The sequence below is a fragment of the Paradesulfitobacterium ferrireducens genome (assembly GCF_017310645.1).
Lineage (GTDB): Bacteria > Bacillota > Desulfitobacteriia > Desulfitobacteriales > Desulfitobacteriaceae > Paradesulfitobacterium > Paradesulfitobacterium ferrireducens.
In genome coordinates, this window is record NZ_JAFLRH010000026.1 from 1 (window position 1) to 25,674 (window position 25,674).

Below are 25,674 nucleotides of genomic sequence, written 5' to 3' on the forward strand. Positions count from 1 at the left end.
TAAACAGATTGTATGGCATAAAGCGAAGTAGCATTTTTAGACTTGGATATACTAAGCCGCATAGCAACAATCCCCTCCAATCCCTTACATTATAACACATTACGCAAAATTACGCACTAATAATTGAAGAGAATTTGACATTTTTCCAATAAAAAAAGCCCTGTTTTCAAGGCTTGTAGGGATTTCTATATAAACGCAAGTGTCAAAGACCCGAGTATCTGTTACTCCTGGCATTCCTAAGAAAATATTTTGGGCAACCCAAGCCCAGGCTTTGTTAATATAAAGGGGGTCAAAACTCGTAACTTTCGGACCGGCGATATTCGTAATCATGGTTCCGATTTTCCCGGCTGAATTGAGCTTGCCGTCACTAAACCATGCAATTTTATGGAGTCCGGCTTCAAACCAGGCATAGCCATAAAGGATCCTTGCTACAGTGAAGACAATCACTAAGACAGCCACTTTCCAATCTTTCATCTTAGCTGAAACAGCTTCAAAATAAGAATTCATAAAAACATAACCTCCTTAAAATAACATCGACTTGAGACTGTGGTAAGATAAAGATAATGACGATAAATATGGAACCTGAACAGAATTAAGTTATCTTATCCCCCCCTCAATTTTTCTTAGATATCCGCTTGTTTCATGATCAAGAGAATACTAGTGCAATCTCAACCAAGCGAATATCATTTCCTCTCCACCGATTTTTTATTTCTTTCAGTGGAATTACTGACAATATCTAATTGCAAATAACATGCCAGCTTATAAACCTGTTTATTTCAGGTTTTTGCATTAAACATAGTGTTAACTTTCACATATTATCGGTTAACATTGTTAACTATAACCGCAAAGTTTTTGTTCCTAACTTCACTTATACACAGGTGGTATTAAACTTGGGAAAGCTTAATAATGCTAACATAACAAGCATGATTCAATTGCAAAACCTGTATCAGTTATGTTAACATAAACCTTGTTAACTTAAGTGTTAATTAAACCTAGGTGTTAACTCGGTTTTAGTTAACGACGAAAAGGTCTGCTCTCTTTTAGGAAGGAGCAATTTATGGAAAAAGAGCTCTTTGATAGCTTTCCTTACGCTATTATTCGAATAGATCCGGCGAACAAGGTCATCCAGGCTAATGCGCGCGGGCAAGACCTGCTTAAGCAAGTGAATAATAAGTTTTGGCATGCTGCCCAAGAGGCCAAAGAATGGGACACAACGAAATCCTGGGTTAGCCAGGAGGGAGAAGTTTTCTGTATTCAGACGTTTTGGGTTGAGGGGCATGAGGATTCTCTCATTATGGTGTCTGATGAACCCGAATTATTATCGGCACTTCCCGCTTGTCTTGAAGAAAAATTAGAGGATTTTACAAATGATTCTTATGTCATAACGCATAAAATTTCCGAGCTCATCCAAAGCGCTTTTACTTTCGAACGCTTTGATCTCTTGCGGGTCGATCCGAGACAACGTAAATACATTTATGAATACTCCATCGGGATTGACATTGTAGGCACCCTTCATACTGCTTATTCAACCATTACGGACTCCGGGCTGGGCTGGATTGTGCAGCACGAAGCTCCGATTTTAGTTGAGAATTTAACCCCGGAGCGCTTTATGTTCCGCGAAGATCCCATGCTTTATCAGACCGGTTTCAAGTCAGTCCTGCGAGTTCCAATCATGTTTGACCACGGGGCCGTAGGGGCCATTCTCCTGGCAAGTTCCTGTCCGGGTGAATTCCAAATTGAAGACGCGATGCTGGTTGACCTTATCAGCAGGCTCATTGCCCAACCTTTTTTTCATGCCGGCATTATGCTCCAGCATGAATACCAAACCCTGGCTTCCGCTGCTCTTCTGAATACCGTAATTTCCGCCATGCCAGAGTCTGATCTTGAGCTTTTTTTGATGGAGTATTGCAATCAACTGAGAGAAAGCTCAAAACTTGACCGGGTGGGAGTATTTCTTCTGGATCCCCCGCAAACTAAGCGCTTGTGTATAGCCGAGGCCGGGAAAGAACTGGTGGGTTTTGGAGAATGGATTCCGATCAATCACTCCGGCGGAGTCTCCGAAATGCTTCGCTCCAAAAGTGTGGTTGCCTTTAATCTGGCGGATCCCCGGTATGAACATGTGGAAGACAGCCTGAAAGGCAGAGGCTTTACGGCGATAGTCTACGTCCCGATCGAAAATAACGAAGGAGACATTGTTGCCTGCTTAACCGGTGTAAGTTCAGACGAAAGAGCTCTGTCTTTTACGATCGCAGGCATCTTTAAGTCAGCATCGGAACAACTTGGGCAAGTCATCGCCCGTTCAACCTCGAATTTAAGATTGGAAACGCCAAAGACCACTGAGCAAGATTCTGAAGTACCGCCAAGCTTCCACAATATCATTGGCCTTTCCCAGGTCATGAAAGACACGATTCACCGGGCTGCGACGGCTGCAAAGTATAATTTCCCCATCCTTATCACGGGAGAAACCGGGACAGGAAAAGAGTTGTTTGCTAAAGCAATTCATGAGGCCAGCAATACCGCTCAGGGTCCCTTTATTGTCGTAAATTCTGCGGCCATACCGGCCAATCTTCTCGAATCTGAGCTCTTCGGCTATCAGGAAGGAGCTTTTACCGGCGGACTCAAGGGTGGAAAAAAAGGAAAGATTCTAATGGCCGATAAAGGAACGCTTTTCCTGGATGAAATCGGGGAACTTTCCCCCGACTTGCAAGCGAAACTATTGCGCGTGATCCAAGAACAAGAAGTGGAACCCGTGGGTGCGGTCAAGCCGATTCCGGTCAATGTGCGTTTTATTTCGGCTACCCACCGGGATTTACACCAGATGGTTAAAAAAGGGGAGTTCCGCGAAGATTTGCTGTATCGTCTGAATGCGATTGAAGTCCGGCTTCCGCCTTTAAGAGAACGGGGTCACGATATTTTAGAACTGGCTGACCACATGTTAAAATATCTCTCCTTAAGCCATGGCACCCCCCTTAAACGTTTATCAGCAGAAGCTGAACAAGCCTTGCTCAAATACTCTTGGCCCGGCAATGTACGCCAACTGCAAAACATCATCAACCGCTTATTTGTATTTGTAGATGGGCTGATAATTAATGCCGGTGATTTACCGCCCGATATCCGTAATATCCCGGTTAAAGGCTCAAGTGAATCGGATAAAGAGAGAATGGAAAGCCTGCTCCTAGAGTTCGGGGGGAATAAGACCGCGCTCGCCCATTATCTGGGAATTACCCGGACCGGCTTATGGAAGAAGTTAAAAAGACTTGGCATCCAGTAATGTTTGATTTCTTAAAGATTATGGACCAAGTAAGAGAAGAAGTGCTGCTGCCAGCACTTCTTCTCTTACTTGGTCGGTCGTGGATTAAGAGCCTGAATATTACGCTCCTTTTGCGTATCGTACTCGGTGTAATGAGGATCGCTGACTGTCACCGGGGATTTTGGCCTGGAAACCTTTTTTCTAGCTCCCATAAGCTCTCTTCCTTTCCTTTATGAGCACTAACAAGAGTAGTTTTCCTTAGGAAAGAAAAGCTATACCAATTAATGATGGTGATGATGGTCATCACCGTGAGAATGGTCACAAACCGCATCTGTCCCAATGAACGAACCGTTAGCATAAGCCTCCGCGACGTCGCGGGTGAAGCCGCTGGCACCTCTTAAGACTTCAAGACCGGCAAATTCCAATCCTTGAATGGCGCCAGGCCCAATTCCTCCTGCGATCACGGTGTCCACTCCCTTGGATTTCAGGAGCTGGGATATCCCGGCATGTTGGTGTTCAAATCCCCTGGTATCAAGAATTTCCTGGTTAACCACTTTTCCGTTATCGATGCTAAAGATCGTGAAGGCTTGGCTTCTGCCAAAGTGAGCATTGACCATGTCTCCGGCACTTGGAATTGCAATGACTTTGCTCAAGTTTTATCACTCCTTATAATAAAAAATTAAATTAAAATTTATTTACCGGTTGCTTCCTTTCGGGCATCCTGTTCCTGAAAATGCTCATAGTGCGTCCCGGTGACTATTTCAAGTTTTCCTTTGTATTTTGCTACGATTTTGGAAGCAAGCTGATTTGGACAAGCCCCTTCCAAGGTACCGGCGCAGAGGGCGCAGGCCACATCATGGGCTTGCGCATCAGCCTGTGGATTAGATTCTGAGAAAAAACAACGAACTGCCCCCTCCACTTCAGGAAGTGGTTTGTTTTCAAGACCGGGTGGGAAAAACTCGTGGCGAATGAGACAACTCGAAAGAAACAGGGTTTGAATGCCGTGCTGAACCATATGATCAATAATGGTAACGGCCTTCTCAGCTTCTTTATTCCCTGCGCATCCGCCGCAGGTTGCCACACCGACTAATTGCAGGTCTTCCCCAGCGGTTTGGGCATGGTTGGCAAAAGCATCGGTTTTATGAAAATAAGAGTAAAGACAGTCAGCCATGGGGCAAATTGTTTCGAGTTTTTGACATCTTAGTATCCCGATTTTTCTCACGTTTCATTCCCTCCCAAGGTGCAACCCGGCAAATACCCCTAGGGGGTGTTTGCAAGTTTACTATACCTCGACCATAATCGACTTGTCAACTAGGATATTTAGATTAAGCGCTATGATTTAAGCGGACATTCATGCTAAAATAATAAATAGCCAACTATGTAGCCACGCACTAGGCAAGCTGCCTTGCAGAGCGGTCAAGGGTGCTTGCCGATTTTTAGGATAGTTAACGGAGGCAAATGATCATGTGGAATTCCCCGGACGAATTATCCGAGGCTTTAAAAGAAGAAGGATACCTTTTAGAGCATGAAGCCGCAATCACGCTCTTTTTAGCACTTAGTCTGGAAAAGCCGTGCCTGATTGAAGGTCCGGCCGGGGTCGGCAAGACCCAGCTGGCTTTGGCCTTAGCCCGGGCCAGCCAACGGTCCTTGATCCGTTTGCAATGCTACGAAGGACTGGACCCAAGCAAAGCCCTTTATGATTGGGATTACGCCAAACAGCTGCTGCGGCTGCAGCTTGCTAAAAACGGAAACTGGGATGAACTGAAGACAAACCTTTTTTCTGAAGAATTCTTGCTAGCGCGCCCCCTCTTAAAAGCGTTGCTCTCCCCTAATCCGGTTCTGCTGCTCATAGATGAATTAGATAAGAGTGACGAGGAATTTGAAAGCTTCCTCTTAGAGCTATTAGCGGAATTTCAAATTACGATACCGGAGCTTGGCACGATTCGTGCCAATACCAGGCCCATTGTTATTCTCACCAGCAATAATGCGCGCGATTTTAGTGATGCCCTCAGGCGGCGCTGTGTTCACCTGCAACTGAACTATCCTTCGCTCGAACGGGAAATTTCGATCATTAGGCGGCAAGCTCCGGAAGTAGCCCCGGCTTTGGTTAAAGATGTGTGTGAATTCGTGGCCAAGGTAAGAAAAATCCCGCTCAATAAATTGCCCAGTGTCTCAGAAAGCCTTGAATTTGCCCGGGCGTTACACACCTTAAACATGGAGAAGCTTGAACTCAACCGTTTATTTGGTACACTCAGCGTCTTGCTAAAATATCCAAAAGATTTAGCCAAGCTCGAAGAGCGGGTCAGGCAATGGCAAAATGAAGAAACGGGATCTGAACGGAGCTTGGCGGAATGAACGGGTGGGAAGTATTGCGCCTGGTCAATGCTCTGCGAGGGGCCGGCTTGTTGGTATCCAGTCAAGATTTGGCTGAGGCCTTTCTCTGCTTAAGCAGATATCCCGAGATTCCATCCGAAATATTACTGCGGTCGCTCTTAATACACCGTCCCCAGGATATAGCCATGTTTCATTTTGTGTGGGCCGCGTTAAAATACGACGCCCAGTCTCAAGCCCAACGAACAAAAGATATTTTCTCAGAACGGGCGCAGAGCCCGTATGGAAGCGGCGGACAACACAGCGGCCAAGGAAGCGGCTCCTTGAGCAAAGCACCATCCGTTCAAGGGCTTGCTTCATTCAAGTATGCCCCTTCAGACCGGGGATCAGGAGAGGAAGTTCTGGAATTCGAACAGAATGTTAAAAGGGCTTTGGGCCATCTTGATTACTACGTCTGGATTAATTCAGTTGACCTTGCTTTTCAAAGAGGAGAAATATCGGAAACAGAACACTTCTCCCTGCATGATCAAGGTTTAGAACTGCAAAATGCTGTGCGCCGGTACTTACTGGCCCAACAGGTTGAGACAGCAAACAGCTGGCAGCCTTTAAAACATCAGTATTGGCGCCACAAACCCCTGCAGGCTCTTTCTTCTGAGGAAAAAAACATGGTTCAGGCCGCCCTGCGCCAACTCGGACGGAAACTGTCCGTACGCCCGGGTTTACGCCGGCGCCAAAGCAGAGGAGGCAGCCTGGATTTTGCCCAAACGGTTAAGAGATCATGCCGGCATGACGGATACATCTTTCATCTTTTTCATCACCGTCCCCTTCCCCGCTTGCCTGAGCTGGTTCTCTTATGTGATGTTTCGAATTCGGTTGCTCCCTATTCAGAATTCCTGCTCTATTTGGTCGGGCGCTTACATACCCGTTTCCACCGGGTTCGCCTTTTCTTTTTTATCGACAGCATCTGGGATGTCAGCACCCAGATTTGGGATGAAGATATGGACGAGCTTAAAGAAGAAATTGAAAGCTGGGGACGCTATGCTACCTCCGGTTTCTCTGATTATGGCCAAGTTTTTAAAGATTTTGCCGGGGACGTCCTCTCAGAAATATCTTCCCAAGCCACGGTTTTAATTTTAGGAGATGGTAAAAATAACTTCAGGCTGCCCCAGGAAGAATATTTGGCTCAAATTGGCGAGCATGTGCGTCATATCTTTTGGTTGAACCCCTTACATGAAAAAGAATGGACCGAACGCGACAACGCTTTAACAGCTTACCGTTCTTTTTGTACCCGGGTATACCGCTGCCGCACTTTGAACGACCTGCAGGAGATCGCGCGTATCCTTATATGATTTTTAGGAGGAATCAAGATGAATCATCACCATGGACACCTAAAAAACTTTGAAGAACGGGAGAAAATGCTGCCATCCCGTCAAATTCTTGAACGGTTTGGCCTGCACTCAGGCCAGCATATCGCTGATTTAGGGTGTGGATATGGATTTTTCACCTTAAGGGCCGGTGAGATGGTGGGAGCAGACGGCAAGATCGAGGCGGTTGATATTGAACCGGAAAGGCTGGAGTTTGTTAAACAAGCGCAACGCGAGCGCCAAGTACCTGGCCAAATCCAGACGCATTTAGCCACAAATGAAACTATTCCCCTTCCGGATGCGTGGGTTGAAGCCGCTTTAATCGCCAATGTTCTGCACGAACTTCAAAATCCGCTCGGCTACCTCCAAGAATCCAAGCGCATTCTGAAATCCGCAGGAGAGCTTTGGATTGTCGAGTGGCAAAAGAAAGAAACTCCCATGGGGCCTCCGCTTGACGAACGGAAAAGCGAGGCCGAGTGGGAGTCCCTTTTAACCAAAGCCGGGTTTCATCTGGTGTGGACGGAGAAGCTCGAGCCTGCCCACGTCCTGATGCTGGCTTACTTACCGAAAGCGCAATGAGGATAGGTGCACACTTCACATTCCAGGCAGAGACCGCCATGCCCCAGCTTAGCTATCTCTTTCCTGGTAAACCGTTCTCCGGTCAGCACTCTGGGGGCAACCAAGTCAAAGACTGTGGTCTTGGAATACATAACACAGCCTGGGAGCCCAAGCACCGGAACTTCCCCCAGGTAGGCCAAAAGGAACATGGAGCCGGGTAAAACCGGTGAACCGTAAGTGATTAACTCCGCTCCCATTTCCTTAACCGCTGTGGGCGTAACATCATCCGGGTCTACCGACATCCCTCCGGTGACCAGGATCATCTCAGCTCCCATGTTCAGATGCTCCCGGATGCGATCCTGAATCATGGACACATCATCATCCGCAAACGTCTGACCGATCACCTCCGAGCCCCAACCTTCGATTTTGGCCTGAACCACCGGCCCGAATTTATCCTGAATCCGCCCGTGATAAACCTCGCTTCCCGTGGTGACAACCCCGACTTTCCATTTTCTCAGCGGTTTGACCTGGATGATGGGCTCGGGAAAGGTCCGGGCCAGTCGTTCGGCCTCAGCGACAATTCCCTCCTCAATCATTAAAGGAACAACCCGTGTTCCGGCCAGTTTTTGTCCGGCTTTGACCGGACGGTGGTTATGCAGGGTAGCGAGTACGATATATTCCAAAGAGTTTAGCTCTAAGATTCCCTCCGGATTCGCATATAAAAGTCCGTCACAGGCCGCACTCAGATTAACTTTCCCCTCTTTGGGTGAGCTTAGGTCTACCCCCGGCCCGGCTACGGCTCGGGCCAAGCGCTCAGCGGCTTCATCTTCATGCACAAGCCCTGGGGTCTGATCCCAGACATAAATGTGCTCTTTGCCCATGCTCAAAAGCACGGGAATATCCTCTTCTTTGACTACATGGCCCTTGCGATAGCGGGGGCCCTTGCTTTGTCCGGGAATAATCTGGGTCATGTCATGCAGGAGCACCGCGCCGACGGCGTCCTCCACTCTTATTTTCTGCATTGGTACGTCCTCCTTTACAAGTGGGAAGGCATGCCCATTTCTAGGCATACCCCGGTTTCAGCTTTCTGAAACGGCCGTGGCCCATGGGAACATCCTTTAGGTGCCAGGGCTCGGGGAGCAAAAATAAATGGTTGTTCGAAACAGTTAAATTGTACCAGAAACTGGCTCTGTGTCTAGCCCAGCGCGCAGCGCTCTGACCGGATGGTGGTCAAATACGCGGTCCTTGACCACTAAGGTTGTTACCGGTGCTTTACATGTTTGCTGCAAGATCAGGTCATGCCCAAGGCAGAGTCCGACTTGAACCACAAGCTCTGCCTCGGCTAAATTTAGGAGCTCGGCTTGAGCCACCGGATTGCAAATAGCAGCAAATTTATCCGGATGCGCTTTGGGAAGCCCAATTTCACTATAATCTACCGCACCCACGCGGCAGCAGACAGGAACCGGGTCAAGCCCTGCTTCACTTAATAGTTTAGCTAAATTTTGTGCTTCTGTCATTAGGGTTACGCAAAAAGCTATCCCAATTTTTTTCAACCCCAAGTCATGACAATAAAAGATTAATTCCTCTACCCGGCTGCGCAACACATGCTCCAAGGTGAACGGCGTTTTATCCGCTGCCTGCATGATGGTACGCAGGGGTTCTTGTTCATAAGCGGAGATATCTTTGGTCAGCGTTTCATGCGTGAGCGTTGGACACGTTTTCGGCATCCGGTTTGTTTCTCCTTTAAAACTGGCCGCCGTCCGGCAGTATAAACAGCCGTAAGTTCCGGAAACCTTTTTAGCTGTCTCTGTCTTATATTTTTCAGTCATTTTTAACCTCATTGCCACAAACAGGCAAGTTCCCTTGCGTAGCGTAGTGAACCGTTCGAGCAGAGACGTTAGTCTCCGGTGGAGAATAGCGCCGAAGCCGCACGACCCTTTAGAGTAACTTCGCGGCGAAGGATTCGGGCAAGGGAACTTGCTGTTAGTTAAAATAAGCAAGAGGGAGCTTTTCCCTCTTGCCTCTCACCCTATACTTTAACCATCCAAGCTGTTGTTTATCCTTACAAGACATTTACCTTAATAAGGCCAAGGATAGATTTGAACTCCGTTATTCACGACACAGTTACGCAGAGCAAAGCCGCCTAGGAAGAAGGCCGCAGCTAAAACCGGCAAGCTCCAGGTAAAGCTGGCTCCCGCAAAAAAGAGATAGATGCTGAACACCAGCGGAAAAGCCAGGCCGACAATCGGATAGAGTAATACGAACCGGACTTTCTTAAGCATCCGGTGCATCCCTTCTTTAGCTTCAATCGGGCCATTATGCGTGTGCTCCAAGTAAGCCAAAGAGATTCCAAACACCAACAGGCTCAGCCCCATAATTCCGCCGATGAAAACGGTATAAACTGTACCGCTGACACTAAAAATACTGCCGACAAAGGAAAGCGCGAGCGCAAAACTGGTCACTAAGAAGAGCAGGGGCAGAGCCGGTGTATGCCAAAGCGGGATTGAAGCCGGCGCAGCCAACAAGCCGCCGGAAATGATCGGGAACAAGAAACCGGCAATGGCGGCAATGGCCCCGAAGAATACTTGGTAAGGAGCTAAGGCTGATCCCAAACTACCTAAGCCGATAAGCTCAGCATATTCCGGAATAATAAAGAGAATACCGAAAACATAGTTCAGGGCAATTAAGACAACGTCCCAGGAAATTCCGGACTTAGCTACGTTATTCAAAGAATATATGGCATTAATCGGACGCTCCAGATCAAAAAACACTAAGAATGCGCCGGCGACGGCAAACATGACTAAACCGCTTATGACGGACAGGCCAACCATGGGCGCAGTTGCCGCGAAGAAGTGGAAGACAAAGGCCAAAGTCATGAGTGCTCCTCCGAAACCACCGAAGAGCAAGTATACGGACACCGGCCATTCATATGCTTCCTGACGTTCCAAATGCATGGGTTTTGCCATAATTCAATCCCCTCCTTAGTAGATGTAGAACACGCGCGGATTTGTATCCAGATCCGGGCGCAACGGTTTGGCCAACCCTGTGGAAACGGCTTTGGCCACTTCACTGTTTGGATCATCAAGATCCCCTACTACGCGGGAAAGGGTTGGGCAGGTGGCAACACAGGCAGGTTCCATTCCCCGTGCGATCCGGTCTTGACAGAACGTACATTTATCAATGTGTACATGGCTGTGCTGAGCGCTGTCCCCGTAAACTTCCTGAGCCTTGCGCACGTCGTTTTTGTCGTAGACGTAGCGGGCATTGTAGGGGCAAGCGGCCATACAGGCTTTACATCCTAAGCAGGTGTCATAGTTGACTAAGACAAAGCCCTCATCATTTTTGAAGGTGGCTTTGGACGGACAAACTGTCATACATGCCGGTTCGTCACAGTGCATGCAGATGGTGGGGACAAAGTACCGGGAGGTATTTGGATATTTCCCTTTTTCAATATCCATGACCTTGGTCCGCCATTTATCCGACCAATAAGGAGTTTGATTTTCTAACGCGCAGGCTGCGCTGCAAGCCTGACAGCCTACGCACGAGCGCAAATCGATAACCATTCCATAGCGTGCCATTTGTTTCCCTCCCTTACTTCGTGACTCGCACTGTAAATTCTTGTGAACGGAATGCACTGACGATCGGCTCGACTTGATAAGGCACCAGTTTATTTAACGCGGTTCCGACGCCGGCGCTGTTTTTAAGCAGCGGATTTTCCGTTCCGAATGAAGATGACATAAAGACGGTATCCGGGCGGACCATATCCGTGACAAAGGCCTTAATCTGTGCTTTTTGCCCGCTTTGCAGATTCTCAACCGTTACGGTATCTCCGGTCTTAATATTGAGCATAGTGGCCTTTTGCGGGTTAATCCAAAGTCCCATTAACTCATCTTCTTTATTCTTGGAGAGAGCCATGAGAATCGGGTTGTTGGAGTTGGTGGAGGCGTAGGATACGGTCGGAGTTTTGCCATAGGTGAAGTAGAACTCATCCGGCTTTCTTTCCTGATTAACTTTCGGCGGGAAATAGACCAGACCCGGATCCCAGTTCACTTTATACCCTTCTTGCATCACGAAATTTGCGAACATTAAAGAATAAATCTCGATTCTTCCGGACGGGGTCGGCACTGGGAGATGGCGGGCAATGGCCGCATGCTCCAGAAGTTCTTCCGCTTTTTCAATCACCAGAACTCCTTGCTCACGCAAGGTTTGCTCCAGTTTTTCCGGAGTCATGCCCACTTCTTTAGCATAATACTTAAAAGAAACATTGCGCATGGCTTTGGTAAAGGTCTGCTCTCCTTTGACTGCTTTGCCGACTTCCTCTTGGATGTCTTTCAAATCATAACTGGAGATGCTGGCGATCGTCTCCATATATTTGTCGAGTGCGCCAAAGCCCATGGCAAAGGAGAAGAGAATATCGGCCGTACCTTTGGTTTCCGGATGCGGATCAACCGCACTGAAACGGGTGGTAATCGCCAGGTCGGTCGAAGGACCGGCACCATAGATAAAGGGCTCTTCCCGTTCAATATAGTTTTGATTCGGAAGAATTACGTCAGCATAAGCTGCCGTATCGGATGGCACAATATCAATAGCCACCACTAAACCCATGTTCGGATGGGTCAGAATCTTTTTCCAACGGGACTCCGGATAGAAGTGGCGGACCGGGTTGGCGGCGTTCATGAGCAAGGCCTTAATGCGGTATGGTTCGCCCTTAAACATTAGCTTGCCTTCAACGGCCTCTTCCAAACCAAAATCAGAGAAGGCCGGGAAGATTACTCCGGGGCGCCCGGCAGCCTTTTCGGCCATAGAATGGGCCATGGCAAAGGACGGACGTCCGTGCGGCCATTGACTGGGATCAAAGAACTTGCCGGCAGCAGCTAAGGGGAAGTGCATGCCGGGCAGGTTCAAAACCTTGGTTTCTTCCCCTTTTTGCATGTTTTGCATAAAGTGCATGAGTTTTTCGCGGTATTCCCCGGACATGAGCCAGCCGCCGGGCACATCGAATCCGCCCACTAAGGCCTGGACAATGGATTGAAGGCGGCGGGTATTTAAGATATTATCATAGCGGGCACCGTGCCAGCCTGGATCAACCATAGCTGGACGGGTTTGGCCGAATTCAGTGGCAATACGCTCAATGGTAGCAGCCGCAATACCGGTTTCTTCAGCAGCCCAAGCCGGAGTAAATTTAGCCGATTGCTCCATCATATACTGGAAGATGGTTTTAGGCTTCTGGCCATTCATCTCGAAGCCTTTAAGAATCTCCAAGGCCGGTTTCAGGTTCTTGCCGTCAACATCCACCGTATTTTTATTGCTGTATCCGGGGAGTTTCCGCACTTCACCGGAGATTTCATCCAATACATAGAATGCAGTCGGGTATCCCTGTTCGTTCGTTTCCATCATGGGCACGACCATACCCTGATGTTCGACGGCTAGGAAAGGCATATTGGTGTGGTTGATCATGAACTCTTTATCATAAAGTCCTTTGCGCAGCATCACATGAATCATGGCCAGGAAGAACGCAGAGTCAGTGCCGGGCTTGATTGGAAGCCATTCATCTGCTTTCGCAGCCAGCTCAGATTCCCTTGGGTCAAGGACAACCACTTTCGCGCCCCGCTTTTTAGCCTCTGCAAAGCGGACTAAGCGGCTGGTGGAAGCTGCAGCGACCCCGGAATTGGTCATCGAGAATAAAATATAATTAGCATTTTCAAAATCAGCTAAGACTTCATCATGAAAGTTAAAGTTTCCGGTAACCATATCATTGCCGAGGTGACCGGCCGCAACGCACTGTTGCATAGGAGAAGCTACAATGTTCGGGATGCCCGTGGAAAAAACAAAAGATAAGGCCAAAGGCATATAGAACACACACGAAGTCCAGCCGCCGACCATGCTCATTTCCCAAGGCTGAACCTGATGTTCCTGCAGCTTTTGCATGACATAACCGAATGCCTCATCCCAGGTAGCGGGGCGGAAGTTCCATTCCCCTCTCTTTGACCCTTCGACCCGAATCAGCGGAGTGGTCAAACGCGCTTCATCATATGTTTGACGCAAGCCCGCCTGGCCCCTGGCACAGGTTTTGCCGCGGTTGAGCGGACTGTTGGGGTTGCCCTCAATCTTAACAGCAGTTTTTTTGCCGTTGACATTTTTAACCCCGACGCGTACGTTACAGACCGTAGAACAGAAATTACAAATGCTTGGCACCCACTCCACATCGCGTGAAGAGGTTTGTTGACGGGCTGCAACCTGACGCTCTTTGATTGTACTCATCCCTATAAACCCCCTTTGTTCGAACTTTCTCTTACAAAGTGAGAATATAGGTTTTTTAAAATTATTGCCAACGACAAATTCAGTCATTTTGCGAGATTATGCTTCAAGTACTTTAGGATTGTTAGGAACATGCGCTTTCTCTTAAAATTCCCCTATACCCCGGGAATGTATAATATTTTTATTTAATTATAAAGTCTCTCACCACAACAGTTTGCACATCGAGTCTATTTATTATTATCCAGGGGTAAGGGGGGTTACGAATCTCTTAACTAAATTCTAAAATTTCATTCACAAGAAGGAAAAAACCAATACAAGGGCGAAATGCAATAAGCAGGAAACATGAATACACTTCCTAAATTCATATGCATAGGAGAACCCCAATGTCTAAAGAAAAATCTATCAAAGAAGCTCTCTCCAACACGCCTTTTTGGGAAAATACTCCCTCTGCTTTTCTGGAATTTTGTTTAAGCTATGGACGAATTCGTCACTATAACCCGAAACAGTATCTTTTTTTTGCCGGAGATGACTCCGGTCATATATATATATTATTAAAAGGTCGGGTTCAACTGATCCTGATGAGTGAATTTACGGAAAAGATATTCCAGGTCCTTCGTCCTCCGCATCTTTTTCCCGAACTGATTCTAGACGGGAAAACCTATCCCTATTCTGCCTTAGCCCTTGAGCTGACCGATGTACTTACCCTTGAGCGGCAAACTTTAACCGTTTTTTTAGAAAACAACCCCTCTTTGCTTTGGAATTTTTTCCGGGCTTTAGCCTTAGATCAAAGGCGTGCGCTTCGACAAATAAAAAATCTATCCTTAGGGGATGCCCGCCTGCGTTTAGGAGCCAAGTTGTTTGCTTTGGCCCATGCTCACGGACAATCAGAGCAAGGAAGCATCCGGATTACCATTCCTTTGTCAGCCACAGAGCTGGCGGCCATGTGCGGCCTAGCCCGGGAATCTGTCAGCAGGATTTTGGGGGAATTAAGAGACCATGGTATTATTGCGACGGAAAAAAGAAATCTGTGGGTAAAAGACCTTAATCTTTTGCGCCGTTGGATTCATGAGCGCTCGGAACATTAGACAGAACGGCGCGTTCCAAGAAATGACTAAGCCTTTCCTCGGGGTTTCCATACTTTAAATAGTAATCCAAAATTTCAATTACCCAAGATACTACTTTCTGATCTGAACTGAGCCGGCCGACAGTTTGGGCAAAGCGGGGATGCCTTCCTACCCTGCCCCCCAATCGAAGTTCCCAACCACTGTCTTCTTCTGCCAACGTTCCGGAAGGACAGGAGCGGACGCATGCTCCGCATTGGACACAGAGTTCAGGGTTAAGATTGATGCCTTGTCCGGTCCAGCTTACAGCCTTCTCTATACAGACATTGACACAGGCTTGACACCCTTGACAAGGCTCTTGGGTTAATTTGGGACGGAGATATCCGATCACAGCAAAGTCTTTTATTTGAGGCTGGGAACAGCTGTTGGGGCATGAAGCGATACAGATCTTGGGAATATGATGATAAAGGATAGTTTCAAACTTTTGCTTTAAGTGTGGCACCAAGTCCAATTCAGAAAGAGCTTTATCCAGCTGTTCTTTTAACTTTTCCCAGCTTTGAATAGCCTTGACACACAGCGGACGGCAATGTTCCAATTTATATCCTGTGATCCGGTCTTCCATTATGAACCAACTCCAGTTGCAAAGATACTTTATTATGGCACACATTTTTAAACCGGACTGTGGTTAAAATCACAGATACATCGTTATTGTTGCTCTTCCCAAAACTATAAAAATAGCTTACAATAAGCATAATGAAACGTAACACAAGGAGTTTTGAGGTAATGAATTTACATCAGCTAAGAGTGTTCTACTATGTAGCCAGTTGTCTAAGTTTTTCGAAAGCAAGCGAGGAGCTTCATATCAGTCAACCTGCGGTATCGGTCCAAGTACGTAAACTCGAAGAAGAAGTCGGAGTGGAATTAATCGAGCAGATCGGAAAAAAGTTATACTTGACTGAGCCCGGTACAGCGTTGCAAGAGTATGCAGGGCGTATTTTTGCTGCCGAACGCGAAGCGGAAAACATGTTAAATGACTTCAGAGGCCTAAATACCGGTGAACTTGTTATTGGGGCATCCTCAACCCTGGGAACATATTTTGTTCCCGATCTTTTATCAGAATTCCGTCTTCAATTCCCCAAATTGGAGGTATCCATGAAAATGGGTAACACGGAATGGGCTGAGGACCAAGTCTTGCGCAATTCCGTAGATATGGCTATTGTCGAAGGGGATGTGTCCCATACCGCTGAGTTATCCGTCATGCCCTTCTTTAACGATGAGTTAGTCTTAATTGCTTCTCCTGATCATCCTTTCGTGGGCAAGGACTTGAAAACCAGCGATTTAGCCGGGCTGTCTTTTGTGTTGCGGGAACCTGGCTCCAATACTCGGAAACTTTTTCGTGCCGCTATGACTGAGCGGGAAATCCCGATCCACGTCTTAATGGAATTAGAAAGCCCGGAAGCCATTAAACGATTGGTTTCTTCCGGGGCCGGATTAAGCATGATTTCTAAACTTACATTAGAATGGGAAATCTCATGCGGCCGCTTAGCCGTTTTAAATGTGACTGATCTTCACCTCGAACGCCATTTCTCCATCGTTTGGCATAAAGACAAAAAACCGAATAAGGCCATGCAGGCTTTTACCGATTTTGTCTGCCGCTATGCTTCCCGCCATCAGGATTTCTTAAGTGATTGTGAATGCACCAAACGCCGGCCCTTAAACCCCTAACAGCTCAAATACCAGCTCAAACTGAAGCCCTTCCGCTCCGGCGGAAGGGCTTCAGTTTAGAATAAGGTTAAAGAGTAATGGTTTCATATTCCTGCATGTATTTAAGCCAATGTCCAGTTGAGATAACTCTTCCCGCTTGTAACTTTTGTTCAAGATCATACCATTCTACCGCAGCACGGCATACCAGCAGGTCCACTCCCTCCTGTTCAAGCGCCTGCAAGTATTCCAAGACCTGAGATTCTTTCAGCAAAAGACGGACACTTTCCCCCAAAAAGAAGATACTCTTTGGTTTAACCGTCTCTTTACTTAACATTTTTAAGAAACCCTTCATCATTTTACGAGCTAAACCCGGATCCCCTTCTCCGATTCCTTCACTTTTGAAGATCAACATTTTATCAGCGAACGAAGCCATGCAATTACCTCCACTCATTAAGTTTCATAGGCTCACTAAAATGCTCTTTCAAATACATCTCAAACCAAGACATCTTAAAAAGAGCTCATAAAAAAACGGCTTTATTCAAGCCGCTAAAAACATCTCCACTGCCACTCGCTACGAAGCCGTGTTACCGTTTAGCCAGTTCATCCTTAATTTCAGCAATCGACTTTTGCAGGGCAGTTGTTTGAGCCTCATATTGCTTTACTTTTCCTCCGCCGACATGAAGCCCGGTCTGTTTCATGACATAATTTTTCTCTTCTTCGAGTTCCTCCAACTCTTCTTCTAAGGTGTTTAACCGTCTCTCTAAATCTTGGCGGCTTAATGTTTTGAGATCCTCCACCTTTGTTCCCTCCTGCTCTAATTAGGTATTTCTATAGCTACCTCTATTATAATAGAAATTGGCCTCAGAATGGTTAGATGTTTTTAATTGTATCAATACATATAATAAATCTATATTGTTATTAATAAGCATTTTTAATAACCATTTTTAATAACCATGAACCTAACGTTAGTGATAAGCCTAATGTAGATAGAATTTAATGTAGATATTAACCTATAAGCAAAGAAGCGTCTCATTAACTGAAACGCCCTCTAAATTTCGAGCTTGGTGCGCCACCGGGGATTCGAACCCAGGACCTGCCGATTAAGAGTCGGATGCTCTACCAGCTGAGCTAGTGGCGCCTATTAAGAACATTTCATAGTTTACTTAAAAAATCCAATACGAGCAAGCTTAATTTTCAGAGGTAATTGATTAAAAATTGGACTATGAATGCTATCATTGCTCTTTATCTACTGAGATTATTCTTTTGCTTCCTTTTGTGCTTGTTATTGGCATTCGATAACCCGTACCTATTTTTCGGGACCAAGATCTTCTAATAAAGCCGTCAAAAGTTGTACCGCTGCCGCGACATCCTCTGAGTCGACCATTTCAGAAGGACTGTGGACATAGCGGGCAGGTATGGAAATCACTCCAGCCGGGATACCCCCCTTAGTTAAGTGAATGGCTCCCGAATCTGTTCTCCCGGCTTCCAATACCTCCCACTGATAGGGAATATGCTCCCGGGCCGCGACCTCCGCCATCCAACGTTTGATCTTAGGGGAAGTAACCATCGACCGGTCATACACTTTAATCGCCGCCCCGTGTCCGAGTTTCACGTCCATTCGATGGGTTTTGGGAGTGTCTCCGGTTAAGGTGACATCCACCGCCAGCGCTAAATCAGGCTCTAGCGCATAGGCTGCGGTTTGGGCTCCCCTTAATCCTACCTCCTCTTGAACGGTAAAGACAAACAATAATTCATAGGAAGAGTTCGCGCGTTTCATAGCTTCAATCGCCACGAAACAGCCGATACGGTCGTCTAGTGCTTTCGAGCTTAACCGTTGCCCTACTTGTTCGAAGGGACCGTTAAAAACAGCACTATCCCCAATCTCAACAATTTTTTGCGCTTCCGTGCGATTGGTCACTCCGAGATCAATGTACATCTTTTCTAATTTAAGGTCGGTCGGTTTCTCAAGCTTCTCAACTCCGATGATTCCCATGTGCCCGTTGCGAAAATAGACACGCTGGTGAGGCAGCTCATTGACATGACCCCCCCCAATCGTTGTAAACCTCAAATAGCCGTGCTCGTCGATATGGGTCACCATGATTCCGATTTCGTCCATATGCGCCGCAATCATAATCTTCTTTTGGCTCCCGTTTTTACGCGCGATTAAATTGCCGAGAGTATCTCGATATATCTCATCACAATAGGGCTTAATCTCCGCAGTTATGATCTCCGCAATTCCCTCCTCCGAACCGGAAGGACCAAATCCCTGGGTAAGACGTTTTAGTAAAGAATAATCAAGAGCTTCTGTTGTCATTTTATAACCTCCATATCTAGACCTTGCTATTTTCTTAGGAACGAACAAAGCAGCTTGTCGGGGATTCAAAGTACCTTAACAAGGTTTGACCTCAGAATCTGATCGATCAAGGCAATTAAAGTCCGGTAATCCCTGTCTGAAATCACGGAAACCGGAGCGTGAAGATAGCGGCAAGGAACACTTAAAGCAATGGTTGCCACCCCTGATTTACTGAGATGAATGCGCCCGGCGTCATTGCCTCCGCCTCCCCCGCGCCTGAGCTGAAGCGGGATACCCTCAGCCGAAGCTAACTCTTTAACGGCACGGATCAATTTGGGATTGTACAATGTGGAGCGATCCATGACAGATAAAGCCGGCCCTTTTCCCAGTTCTGTCACCCATTCATCTTCCGTCCGATCTTGAGTATCGGCCGCCACGGTCGTTTCAACTACAATAGCAAAGTCCGGATTCGTATGATAAGCGGCAACCTGAGCCCCTCTTAATCCCACCTCTTCTTGCACGGTAAACGCAGCAATAATCGGAAAATCATAGTCCTTCTGCAATATTTCAATTAAAGCTGCACACCCGACGCGGTCATCAAGGGCCTTTCCTTTCCAGAGCCCGTCCCCAAACTCGGCAAAGGACGTGGTAAAATAAGCATAATCACCGAGAGCTACCCGCTGGGAAGCTTCTTCTCGGGATTTAGCCCCAATATCTATGTACATCTGGTCAAAGCCCAAAGTTTTCCGCCGTTCCCCTGCTTTTTGAAGATGAATCGCTTTGGCTCCGATCACCCCAGTAATGCTTTCGTTAATTCTGACCGGTTTGGATAAGATCACACGTGGGTCAATTCCTCCAACCGATTTGAACTTGAGAAATCCGTCTCCTGTAATGTCTATAATCATTAAGGCTATCTCATCCATATGGGCAGCCAGAAGGATGCGAGGGCCTTGGAGTCGTCCGCTTTTCTCCGCAATTAAATTTCCGATCTTATCCACAAACATGGAATCCACGTACGGACGAATCAATTCCATAATGGTTTCCCGTACCGGTTTCTCTGCCCCTGAAGCTCCGTTAAGTTCACTCAGTTTTTTTAGTAACATAAGTACCCCTCCAGATCATCCGGCAAGCTTGCGATAAAATAAGCCAAGAGTTTGCCGCAGTTAATCACATCCTGCAAATCCAGAGTTTCTACAGAGGTATGCATATAGCGGAGCGGGATAGATACCAGCCCGGTCGGAACGCCGGCCTGAGTAACCTGGATTGCCCAAGCATCTGTTCCGGATGCGCCCGGAATCGGTTCGGGCTGATACGGCAAACGGTGCTCTTTGGCGGCTTCAACCAAGCCCTTGTAAATTGCGGGGTGAATATTAGGCCCAAGCGCCACGGCCGGTCCTTTTCCGAGCTCAATATTAACGACACCCTTAGTATCAGGGGTGCTGCCATGGGTGACATCAATTGCCACGGCCAGATCCGGATTGATTGTATAAGCGCTGGTTAAAGCGCCACGGATTCCGACTTCCTCCTGAGCCGTTGTCACCGCTATCACATCATGCCGGTGATAAAGCGAGCCCAGTTCTTCCAAGCACACCGCCATGACCGCGACACCCGCACGGTCATCCAAAGACTTTCCGGCAAAGTGATGATTTAAAAGTTCATACCCTTGGCGGCTCAAGGTTACGGTATCCCCAATCTGAATCATACCGGAGGCTTGAGCCAACGGCATCCCAACATCAATGCCTAGATCCTCCATTTTAAAAGCGTCTTCCCCCCCGCCTGTCTGAAGGTGCGGGGGAATGGCTCCGATAATCCCGATAATATCTTCCCGACCGTGAATGATTACTTCCTGGCCCACCAAAGTACGAGGATCCACTCCACCTACCGTGGTAAAGCGCAGAAACCCGCTTTGATCTATTTCTTTAATCATGAGACCGATCTCATCCATATGAGCAGCAAGCATCATTTTATAGCGGCCGCTTGTTCCTTTCTTAAGGGAATAGATATTGCCAAAACGATCCGTATGGACTTCATCGGCATACTCCCGGAATTTTTGCATAATGGGATGGTTTAGAGAAAACTCATACCCAGACACACCATATCCCTCAGAAAGTTCTTTTATAAAATCTTTCGCCCGCTGCAATTGAAGATTAGACACGGACAAACACCTCTCTCTATAGCCCCAAATTCAGGATGCCTTCCGCATAAATTTGCGCAGTGAGCATCAAGTGATCCACTGTAATATATTCATCGGCACGGTGAATTAAGTCCGGTTCTCCTGGGAAAACCGGTCCAAAAGCAACGCCTTCCTTTAAAGCCTTGGCATAGGTACCCCCGCCGATGGCAAAGGCATAGGGTTCAAATCCTGTGACCTCCCCATATGCTTTCAGAAGAGACTGAACCAACGGGCTGTCTTTGGGGACATGATGGGCATTTTGATGACTAAGAACCTTAAGGCTGAATCCTGAACCTTCTAACTTTGCCTGTACACGTTCAATAAACTCTTCCCCTTTTCTGGTTACGGGATAGCGAATATCAAGGACAAGGCTCAAGTGGTTGTGCAGAAGCTCAAATAAACCAAGATTAAGAGAAAGTTTTCCGGAAACCTCGTCTTGGCTGGCCAGACCTAGCCCTTCCCCGGCATAAGACCAGGCAAGATGCTCACACAGCCAACCGAGAAGTTCTTGCTCAGCCGGATCGAAAGAGAGGCTATTTAGAAATTGCAAGGCGTGAGCGACCGCGTTTTTTCCTTTTTCGGGTAAGCTGCCGTGAGCGCTAATCCCGCGCACAATGATATGTATTTCCTTGCCCGCTTCCTTTACTTCCGCCGTAACCCCCTCGGGGAAGTGGTAATGCTTAAGTGCCGCTTGAATATCACTCAAAGAGATTTCCTTAAGGACAATTTTGCAAGTGCCGGGAACGATGTTGGGCCGCTCCCCACCACGGATTTCTTGTATGTACCGAAGTTGGGGCAGGGTCTTTCTTAATTCAAGATGGAGAATCCCTTTCTCAGCGTGAATTAAAGGAAACTCGGCATCAGGTGCAAAGCCGGTTGGCGGTAAACCGACTTGTTCTTCATAGCGTTTGAGATCTTCCCATTCTCCGGATTCTTCATTCGTCCCTAGGATTAAGCGGACATTTTTCTTTAAGTTATACCCGGAATCCATAATGGCTTTCATAGCAAAAAGCGCCGCTAAGGTTGGCCCTTTATCATCTAAGGCGCCTCTGCCATAGATACGGCCTTCGTGCAAATTCCCGCCGAAGGGAGGAAAAGTCCACCCTTCCCCTGCCGGTACCACATCTAAATGTCCTAGTATTCCGATCGTTTCTCCTGCACTCCCAAGCTCAATATGTCCGGCATAGCCATCCACATTCTTGATCTTAAATCCTAAGCTTTCTCCTAGACCCAAGGTCCAAGTGAGAGCACGGCTAATCCCTGGCCCAAAAGGAGCCCCGGGTTCAGCTACTCCCTTAACACTTTCAATCCGGATGCATTCCCGCACGGCCTTCACCAAATCATCTTTCAGAAACTCAATTTTTTGCTGTACCCGCATCATACCACCCTTTATTCATTACCTAATCATTCTTAAATATTGAACAAATATGTTCATCATCAATATTCTATCGGTTTTCTTCCTTAGCATACCCAACTCATGAGCTATTTTCAAAGAAGCTATTCTTAACTCCTATTCTTTCCCTGTCTCCTGACAACCGGCTACAGTTACTGGCTACCGAACGTTACTTTTACAACTGCCCCCTTCTTGACTACTTTCCCCGGGTCTAGGCTTTGTTTCACGGCTAAACCGCTTCCTTCAAACTCAAAACGCAGTTCCAGCTTGCCTAATACCTCTCCTGCTTGCCTTACCGTAAGTCCGGTAAGGTTAGGGACGACCGCTTCATTAGCAGCGGGAGAGCGTTCTGGAACCACAGGTTGGGGCGTTGCCCTCACCGGAGGATCATTGGGAGAAAGGTTAACTGAACTTGGGGTATCCTTGGCTACCGGAATACCATAATATCTTAGGGCACCCTCTAAAATTTTCTGGGCTCGGGGACCGGCCAAAGTGCCCCCCTGGTGAACCTCTCCCTTAGGAGAATCAATTACGATCAGAACCGAAATCTTTGGATTATCTGCCGGAGCAAAGGCAACAAAGGAGGCGACAAAATCTGTTTTAGAATACTCCCCGGTTTGCGGATCAACCTTTTGAGCGGTTCCGGTTTTGCCCGCTACCTTGACTCCTGGAATCTTGGCTAACCCACCTGTACCATCATCTACCACTTCAGTCATAATATCCTTCATTTGTTCGGCGGTTGTTTTAGAAATGGCCCGTCTCACAATCTCAGGCTGATTCTGCTGGACGATTGTATTTGTAGGAGAAAGAATTTTGTCAACAATATACGGCTTATAAAGGTTGCCCCCATTGGCAATGGCTCCGACGGCTGTCAGCAATTGAATAGGGGTAACCAAATTGGTTTGTCCAAATGACATGGTTGCCAAATCGATATCACGGGCCCGGTCTTTGGGCAGGAGCAAACCGCTTTCCTCACCGGTAATGTCAACCCCGGTCTTAGCCCCGAAGCCAAAAGCTTTGAGATAGGTATAAAAATGATCAAGATTTAATTTCATCCCGACTTGGGCCAATACGACATTGGACGAAAGTTTCATGCCGTCGGTGAAGGTTACTTGTCCATGAGGTTTTAAGTCCGAATCCCAGTTCATGATGATCCGGTTTTTGATTTTAAGATATCCCGGATCATTAAAGAGGTCATTCGGGTTGATAATCCCCTCTTCCAGGGCTGCCGCCCCCGTGATTGTCTTGAAAGTTGAACCCGGCTCATAGACAAAGCTGATGCCTAAAGGCCGCCGGTCCTCAGGGGAGCTTTCGGTATAACGATTGGGGTTAAAAGCCGGCCGGGAGCCCATGCCTAATATCTTCCCGCTCATGGGATCCATGGCCAGGATGGTTACACTTTTCGCTTGAGTTTGCTGCATTAAGTCATCCAATTGTTGTTCAATTAAATGCTGGATCGTGGAATCAAGGGTCAACACCAAACTATTACCTGCAAGCGGCGGTTTATTCGATTGCAGGTCTTCACCCTTGGGATCTGCCGTCTGTTCTTGAGCAAGATAGCCCGGCTTGCCAAAAAGCTGGCTGTCATAATAAGACTCAATTCCTTCCACTCCGTGTCCGGTCATATTCACAATTCCCAGCACGGAGGCGCCTAAACTCTCCATCGGGTAGACCCTTTTTTCTTCATCCTCAAAACCGACGCCGGGGATTTTAAGTTTCGCAATATCGGCAGCGACACCGATATCGACATAATGGGCCAGAGCAACCCAAGAAAGGTTTTGATCCAGCATCTTTAACACTTCACTTGGCTCCAGGTTTAAGAGCTTACCTAGCTCCTTGGCGATCTCTTCTTTGGTGGTGGGTTTCCCCTGGGCGTCCTTTAACTGGTTTTTAGCGGTTAGTTCGGAGAGCATCTTGGGGTCTGCGAACACAAGTTTTACCGGAATGCTTTGGGCCAGGACATTCCCTTGAGCATCAAAAATTGCTCCTCGTTTAGGCGGGATAGTTTTAGTATCGGTTCTTCTTTCCACCCCCAGCGTTTTAAGGTTAGAAGCCTCAACTGCCTGCAGCCAGAAAAGTCGACCGATTACCAAAAACGCAATCACAGACAAGCTTATGTAAACCAGGTACTCGCGGGAAAATTTTCTCTGACTTCGGCTCCCTTTCAAATAAACCCTTCTTCCTATCCGATCATTTAATCCTATTATACCATCTTCGAAACTCTTAGGACAGGAATCTAACAGCTCACGTTTTTCGGATTTTATTCATAAATTGAGGCAAGAAGGAGGTGATCAAGATGAATACTCCTCAAGAGATCGCTACCCGTATTACTATTGCCTGGCTTCATGCATTTGCGGTCATTACCAAGGAACTGGGCCATGTCGAACAGCATGTCCCTACCTCTAAAGAAGTCAGTGAGTTTTTTATTGAAATTCACCGAACGGTTCAAAAAACCAACGAGTAACGACAACTGGGATTTTACATAGTAAGAAAGACGAGCAGTTTTTCAAATCAAAAACCCACGATTTTCTTAACTATCGATGGAATTTTTCAAAACCACCTTGCTAAGAAATTCGTGAGTTTAAATCTATTTTCTCCTTAGCGCTTAAAAGCATACAACTCAAATTATGGGTTTTTAGTTAATATTGGGAAAAGCCACAGGTCTCTGTGGCTTTAAATTATAAATTAGAAAAATGATTTAGTAACGTGGGGGAATTTCTAACCGTTGTCCCGGATAAATAAGATCAGGATTTCCCAAACGGTTGTAACCGGCTAGTTCTCTCCAGTCTAACCCGTAACGCTTAGCAATTTTATACACGGTTTCCCCTTTGCGGACAACATGAACATAGCGCCGGGGACGTGGTTCAATATCCACATCAAATTCCGTATGCTCAAAATGTCCGGGGAGGCAAGGACTGCCAAATTCCGTTTTGGTGGCGTGGATGGTTTCAGCCATCCCGGGTCCGGCATATCCGGAAACTTCAAAACCGGGCATGCCGGCTCCTGTGTGCATGAAGTGGCCGGGCGTGGGAACAAACCCTGCGGTTTCAGCGGCCGGTCCCATCATCATTTGACCATCCGGCATTTGCATCATTTGATCTTGAGTGAACTGTTGTTGCGGCATGAAACCGGGGGCTGCCAAAACATTTACCTGCTGGCGCTTTCCAAAAAACATATCGTTATTCCTCCTTAAATCCATAACCTGATCTCTATAAAATATCAGAAATGCCTTATCTGATATCAAATTATGGAAATAGAGGATGATCGTGCCTGTACGCTCCTTATTTTA

The 25,674-nt window shown here is 47.1% G+C and carries 25 protein-coding genes, 1 tRNA gene and 1 riboswitch; of the genes, 7 read left to right on the plus strand and 19 right to left on the minus strand.

Features of this window, described 5'->3' with window-relative positions:
• Window positions 1-99: 99 nt before the first annotated feature.
• Entirely contained in the window at window positions 100-507 is a 408-nt protein-coding gene (locus J0X21_RS10150) for a DoxX family protein (RefSeq protein WP_206812095.1), read from the minus strand.
• A gap of 550 nt (window positions 508-1,057) precedes the next feature.
• Here J0X21_RS10150 and J0X21_RS10155 point away from each other — a divergent pair.
• Window positions 1,058-3,271: a sigma 54-interacting transcriptional regulator gene (locus tag J0X21_RS10155; RefSeq protein ID WP_206812096.1), complete on the plus strand. Its 2,214-nt coding sequence runs from the start codon at window positions 1,058-1,060 to the stop codon at window positions 3,269-3,271.
• A 65-nt stretch (window positions 3,272-3,336) separates the two neighbouring features.
• Here J0X21_RS10155 and J0X21_RS15920 read toward each other — a convergent pair whose 3' ends face one another.
• The 3 genes from J0X21_RS15920 to J0X21_RS10165 all read right to left on the minus strand — a co-directional run bounded on the left by J0X21_RS15920 (window position 3,337) and on the right by J0X21_RS10165 (window position 4,472).
• Window positions 3,337-3,462 (minus strand): hypothetical protein, encoded by a 126-nt coding sequence (locus tag J0X21_RS15920; RefSeq protein WP_268939385.1) that lies wholly within the window; start codon window positions 3,460-3,462, stop codon window positions 3,337-3,339.
• 69 nt (window positions 3,463-3,531) lie between these two features.
• Entirely contained in the window at window positions 3,532-3,903 is a 372-nt protein-coding gene (locus J0X21_RS10160; protein ID WP_206812097.1) for a NifB/NifX family molybdenum-iron cluster-binding protein, read from the minus strand.
• A gap of 38 nt (window positions 3,904-3,941) precedes the next feature.
• Window positions 3,942-4,472, minus strand: coding sequence for a CGGC domain-containing protein (locus J0X21_RS10165; RefSeq protein ID WP_206812098.1), 531 nt, complete (start codon window positions 4,470-4,472; stop codon window positions 3,942-3,944).
• A gap of 242 nt (window positions 4,473-4,714) precedes the next feature.
• Between J0X21_RS10165 and J0X21_RS10170 the strand changes: the two genes are divergently transcribed.
• From J0X21_RS10170 to J0X21_RS10180, 3 genes are read left to right on the plus strand one after another with little or no spacing between them, the layout of a single operon-like run.
• Window positions 4,715-5,605 carry an AAA family ATPase gene (locus J0X21_RS10170; RefSeq protein WP_206812099.1) on the plus strand — a complete coding sequence of 297 codons (891 nt, stop codon included), beginning with the start codon at window positions 4,715-4,717 and terminating at the stop codon, window positions 5,603-5,605.
• Window positions 5,602-6,930 carry a VWA domain-containing protein gene (locus J0X21_RS10175; RefSeq protein WP_206812100.1) on the plus strand — a complete coding sequence of 443 codons (1,329 nt, stop codon included), beginning with the start codon at window positions 5,602-5,604 and terminating at the stop codon, window positions 6,928-6,930. The genes J0X21_RS10170 and J0X21_RS10175 overlap by 4 nt, the downstream gene beginning before the upstream one ends.
• 18 nt (window positions 6,931-6,948) lie before the next feature.
• On the plus strand, window positions 6,949-7,524 hold the full coding sequence (locus J0X21_RS10180) for a class I SAM-dependent methyltransferase (protein WP_206812101.1): 576 nt from the start codon (window positions 6,949-6,951) through the stop codon (window positions 7,522-7,524).
• Here J0X21_RS10180 and J0X21_RS10185 read toward each other — a convergent pair.
• The 5 genes from J0X21_RS10185 to J0X21_RS10205 all read right to left on the minus strand — a co-directional run bounded on the left by J0X21_RS10185 (window position 7,503) and on the right by J0X21_RS10205 (window position 13,764).
• A complete protein-coding gene (locus tag J0X21_RS10185) occupies window positions 7,503-8,525 on the minus strand; it encodes a molybdopterin-binding protein (RefSeq protein WP_206812102.1) in 1,023 nt (340 codons plus the stop codon). The two genes, J0X21_RS10180 and J0X21_RS10185, sit on opposite strands and share 22 nt — an antisense overlap.
• Window positions 8,519-8,653, minus strand: a riboswitch (molybdenum cofactor riboswitch). Its footprint overlaps the gene before it by 7 nt.
• 16 nt (window positions 8,654-8,669) lie before the next feature.
• Window positions 8,670-9,332 carry a DUF1847 domain-containing protein gene (locus J0X21_RS10190; protein WP_206812103.1) on the minus strand — a complete coding sequence of 221 codons (663 nt, stop codon included), beginning with the start codon at window positions 9,330-9,332 and terminating at the stop codon, window positions 8,670-8,672.
• Between the two features lie 249 nt (window positions 9,333-9,581).
• Complete coding sequence (nrfD, locus tag J0X21_RS10195) at window positions 9,582-10,469, minus strand: NrfD/PsrC family molybdoenzyme membrane anchor subunit (RefSeq protein ID WP_206812104.1); 888 nt, start codon at window positions 10,467-10,469, stop codon at window positions 9,582-9,584.
• A gap of 15 nt (window positions 10,470-10,484) precedes the next feature.
• The gene (locus tag J0X21_RS10200; protein WP_206812105.1) at window positions 10,485-11,081 is read right to left on the minus strand and encodes a 4Fe-4S dicluster domain-containing protein; all 597 of its coding nucleotides are present in this window, start codon (window positions 11,079-11,081) and stop codon (window positions 10,485-10,487) included.
• Between the two features lie 13 nt (window positions 11,082-11,094).
• The gene (locus J0X21_RS10205) at window positions 11,095-13,764 is read right to left on the minus strand and encodes a molybdopterin-dependent oxidoreductase (protein ID WP_206812106.1); all 2,670 of its coding nucleotides are present in this window, start codon (window positions 13,762-13,764) and stop codon (window positions 11,095-11,097) included.
• A 380-nt stretch (window positions 13,765-14,144) separates the two neighbouring features.
• On the opposite strand from J0X21_RS10205, the gene J0X21_RS10210 reads away from it, so the two are divergent.
• Complete coding sequence (locus J0X21_RS10210; protein ID WP_206812107.1) at window positions 14,145-14,846, plus strand: Crp/Fnr family transcriptional regulator; 702 nt, start codon at window positions 14,145-14,147, stop codon at window positions 14,844-14,846.
• Here the strand turns inward: J0X21_RS10210 and J0X21_RS10215 are convergent.
• Window positions 14,803-15,444, minus strand: a complete 642-nt coding sequence (locus J0X21_RS10215; RefSeq protein ID WP_206812108.1) for a 4Fe-4S dicluster domain-containing protein — start codon at window positions 15,442-15,444, stop codon at window positions 14,803-14,805. The genes J0X21_RS10210 and J0X21_RS10215 overlap by 44 nt on opposite strands.
• A 161-nt stretch (window positions 15,445-15,605) precedes the next feature.
• Between J0X21_RS10215 and J0X21_RS10220 the strand changes: the two genes are divergently transcribed.
• Entirely contained in the window at window positions 15,606-16,547 is a 942-nt protein-coding gene (locus J0X21_RS10220) for a LysR family transcriptional regulator (protein WP_206812109.1), read from the plus strand.
• 67 nt (window positions 16,548-16,614) lie between these two features.
• Here J0X21_RS10220 and J0X21_RS10225 read toward each other — a convergent pair whose 3' ends face one another.
• From J0X21_RS10225 to J0X21_RS10260, 8 genes are all read right to left on the minus strand, one after another.
• Window positions 16,615-16,959 (minus strand): DsrE family protein, encoded by a 345-nt coding sequence (locus tag J0X21_RS10225; protein WP_206812110.1) that lies wholly within the window; start codon window positions 16,957-16,959, stop codon window positions 16,615-16,617.
• A gap of 151 nt (window positions 16,960-17,110) precedes the next feature.
• A complete protein-coding gene (locus tag J0X21_RS10230) occupies window positions 17,111-17,323 on the minus strand; it encodes a hypothetical protein (RefSeq protein ID WP_206812111.1) in 213 nt (70 codons plus the stop codon).
• 265 nt (window positions 17,324-17,588) lie between these two features.
• Window positions 17,589-17,664 (minus strand) — tRNA-Lys (locus J0X21_RS10235).
• 168 nt (window positions 17,665-17,832) lie between these two features.
• Window positions 17,833-18,840: a M42 family metallopeptidase gene (locus tag J0X21_RS10240; protein WP_206812112.1), complete on the minus strand. Its 1,008-nt coding sequence runs from the start codon at window positions 18,838-18,840 to the stop codon at window positions 17,833-17,835.
• A gap of 65 nt (window positions 18,841-18,905) precedes the next feature.
• A complete protein-coding gene (locus J0X21_RS10245; RefSeq protein WP_206812113.1) occupies window positions 18,906-19,922 on the minus strand; it encodes a M42 family metallopeptidase in 1,017 nt (338 codons plus the stop codon).
• Complete coding sequence (locus tag J0X21_RS10250; protein ID WP_206812114.1) at window positions 19,913-20,974, minus strand: zinc-binding metallopeptidase family protein; 1,062 nt, start codon at window positions 20,972-20,974, stop codon at window positions 19,913-19,915. The genes J0X21_RS10245 and J0X21_RS10250 overlap by 10 nt, the downstream gene beginning before the upstream one ends.
• A 16-nt stretch (window positions 20,975-20,990) precedes the next feature.
• On the minus strand, window positions 20,991-22,370 hold the full coding sequence (gene pepV / locus J0X21_RS10255) for a dipeptidase PepV (RefSeq protein WP_206812115.1): 1,380 nt from the start codon (window positions 22,368-22,370) through the stop codon (window positions 20,991-20,993).
• A gap of 167 nt (window positions 22,371-22,537) precedes the next feature.
• Window positions 22,538-24,553, minus strand: coding sequence for a penicillin-binding protein (locus J0X21_RS10260; protein ID WP_206812116.1), 2,016 nt, complete (start codon window positions 24,551-24,553; stop codon window positions 22,538-22,540).
• Window positions 24,554-24,681: 128 nt separating this feature from the next.
• On the opposite strand from J0X21_RS10260, the gene J0X21_RS10265 reads away from it, so the two are divergent.
• Window positions 24,682-24,849 carry a hypothetical protein gene (locus tag J0X21_RS10265; RefSeq protein WP_206812117.1) on the plus strand — a complete coding sequence of 56 codons (168 nt, stop codon included), beginning with the start codon at window positions 24,682-24,684 and terminating at the stop codon, window positions 24,847-24,849.
• Window positions 24,850-25,083: 234 nt separating this feature from the next.
• Here the strand turns inward: J0X21_RS10265 and J0X21_RS15735 are convergent, their stop codons facing one another.
• A complete protein-coding gene (locus J0X21_RS15735) occupies window positions 25,084-25,560 on the minus strand; it encodes a LysM peptidoglycan-binding domain-containing protein (RefSeq protein ID WP_236006201.1) in 477 nt (158 codons plus the stop codon).
• Between the last annotated feature and the right edge of the window lie 114 nt (window positions 25,561-25,674).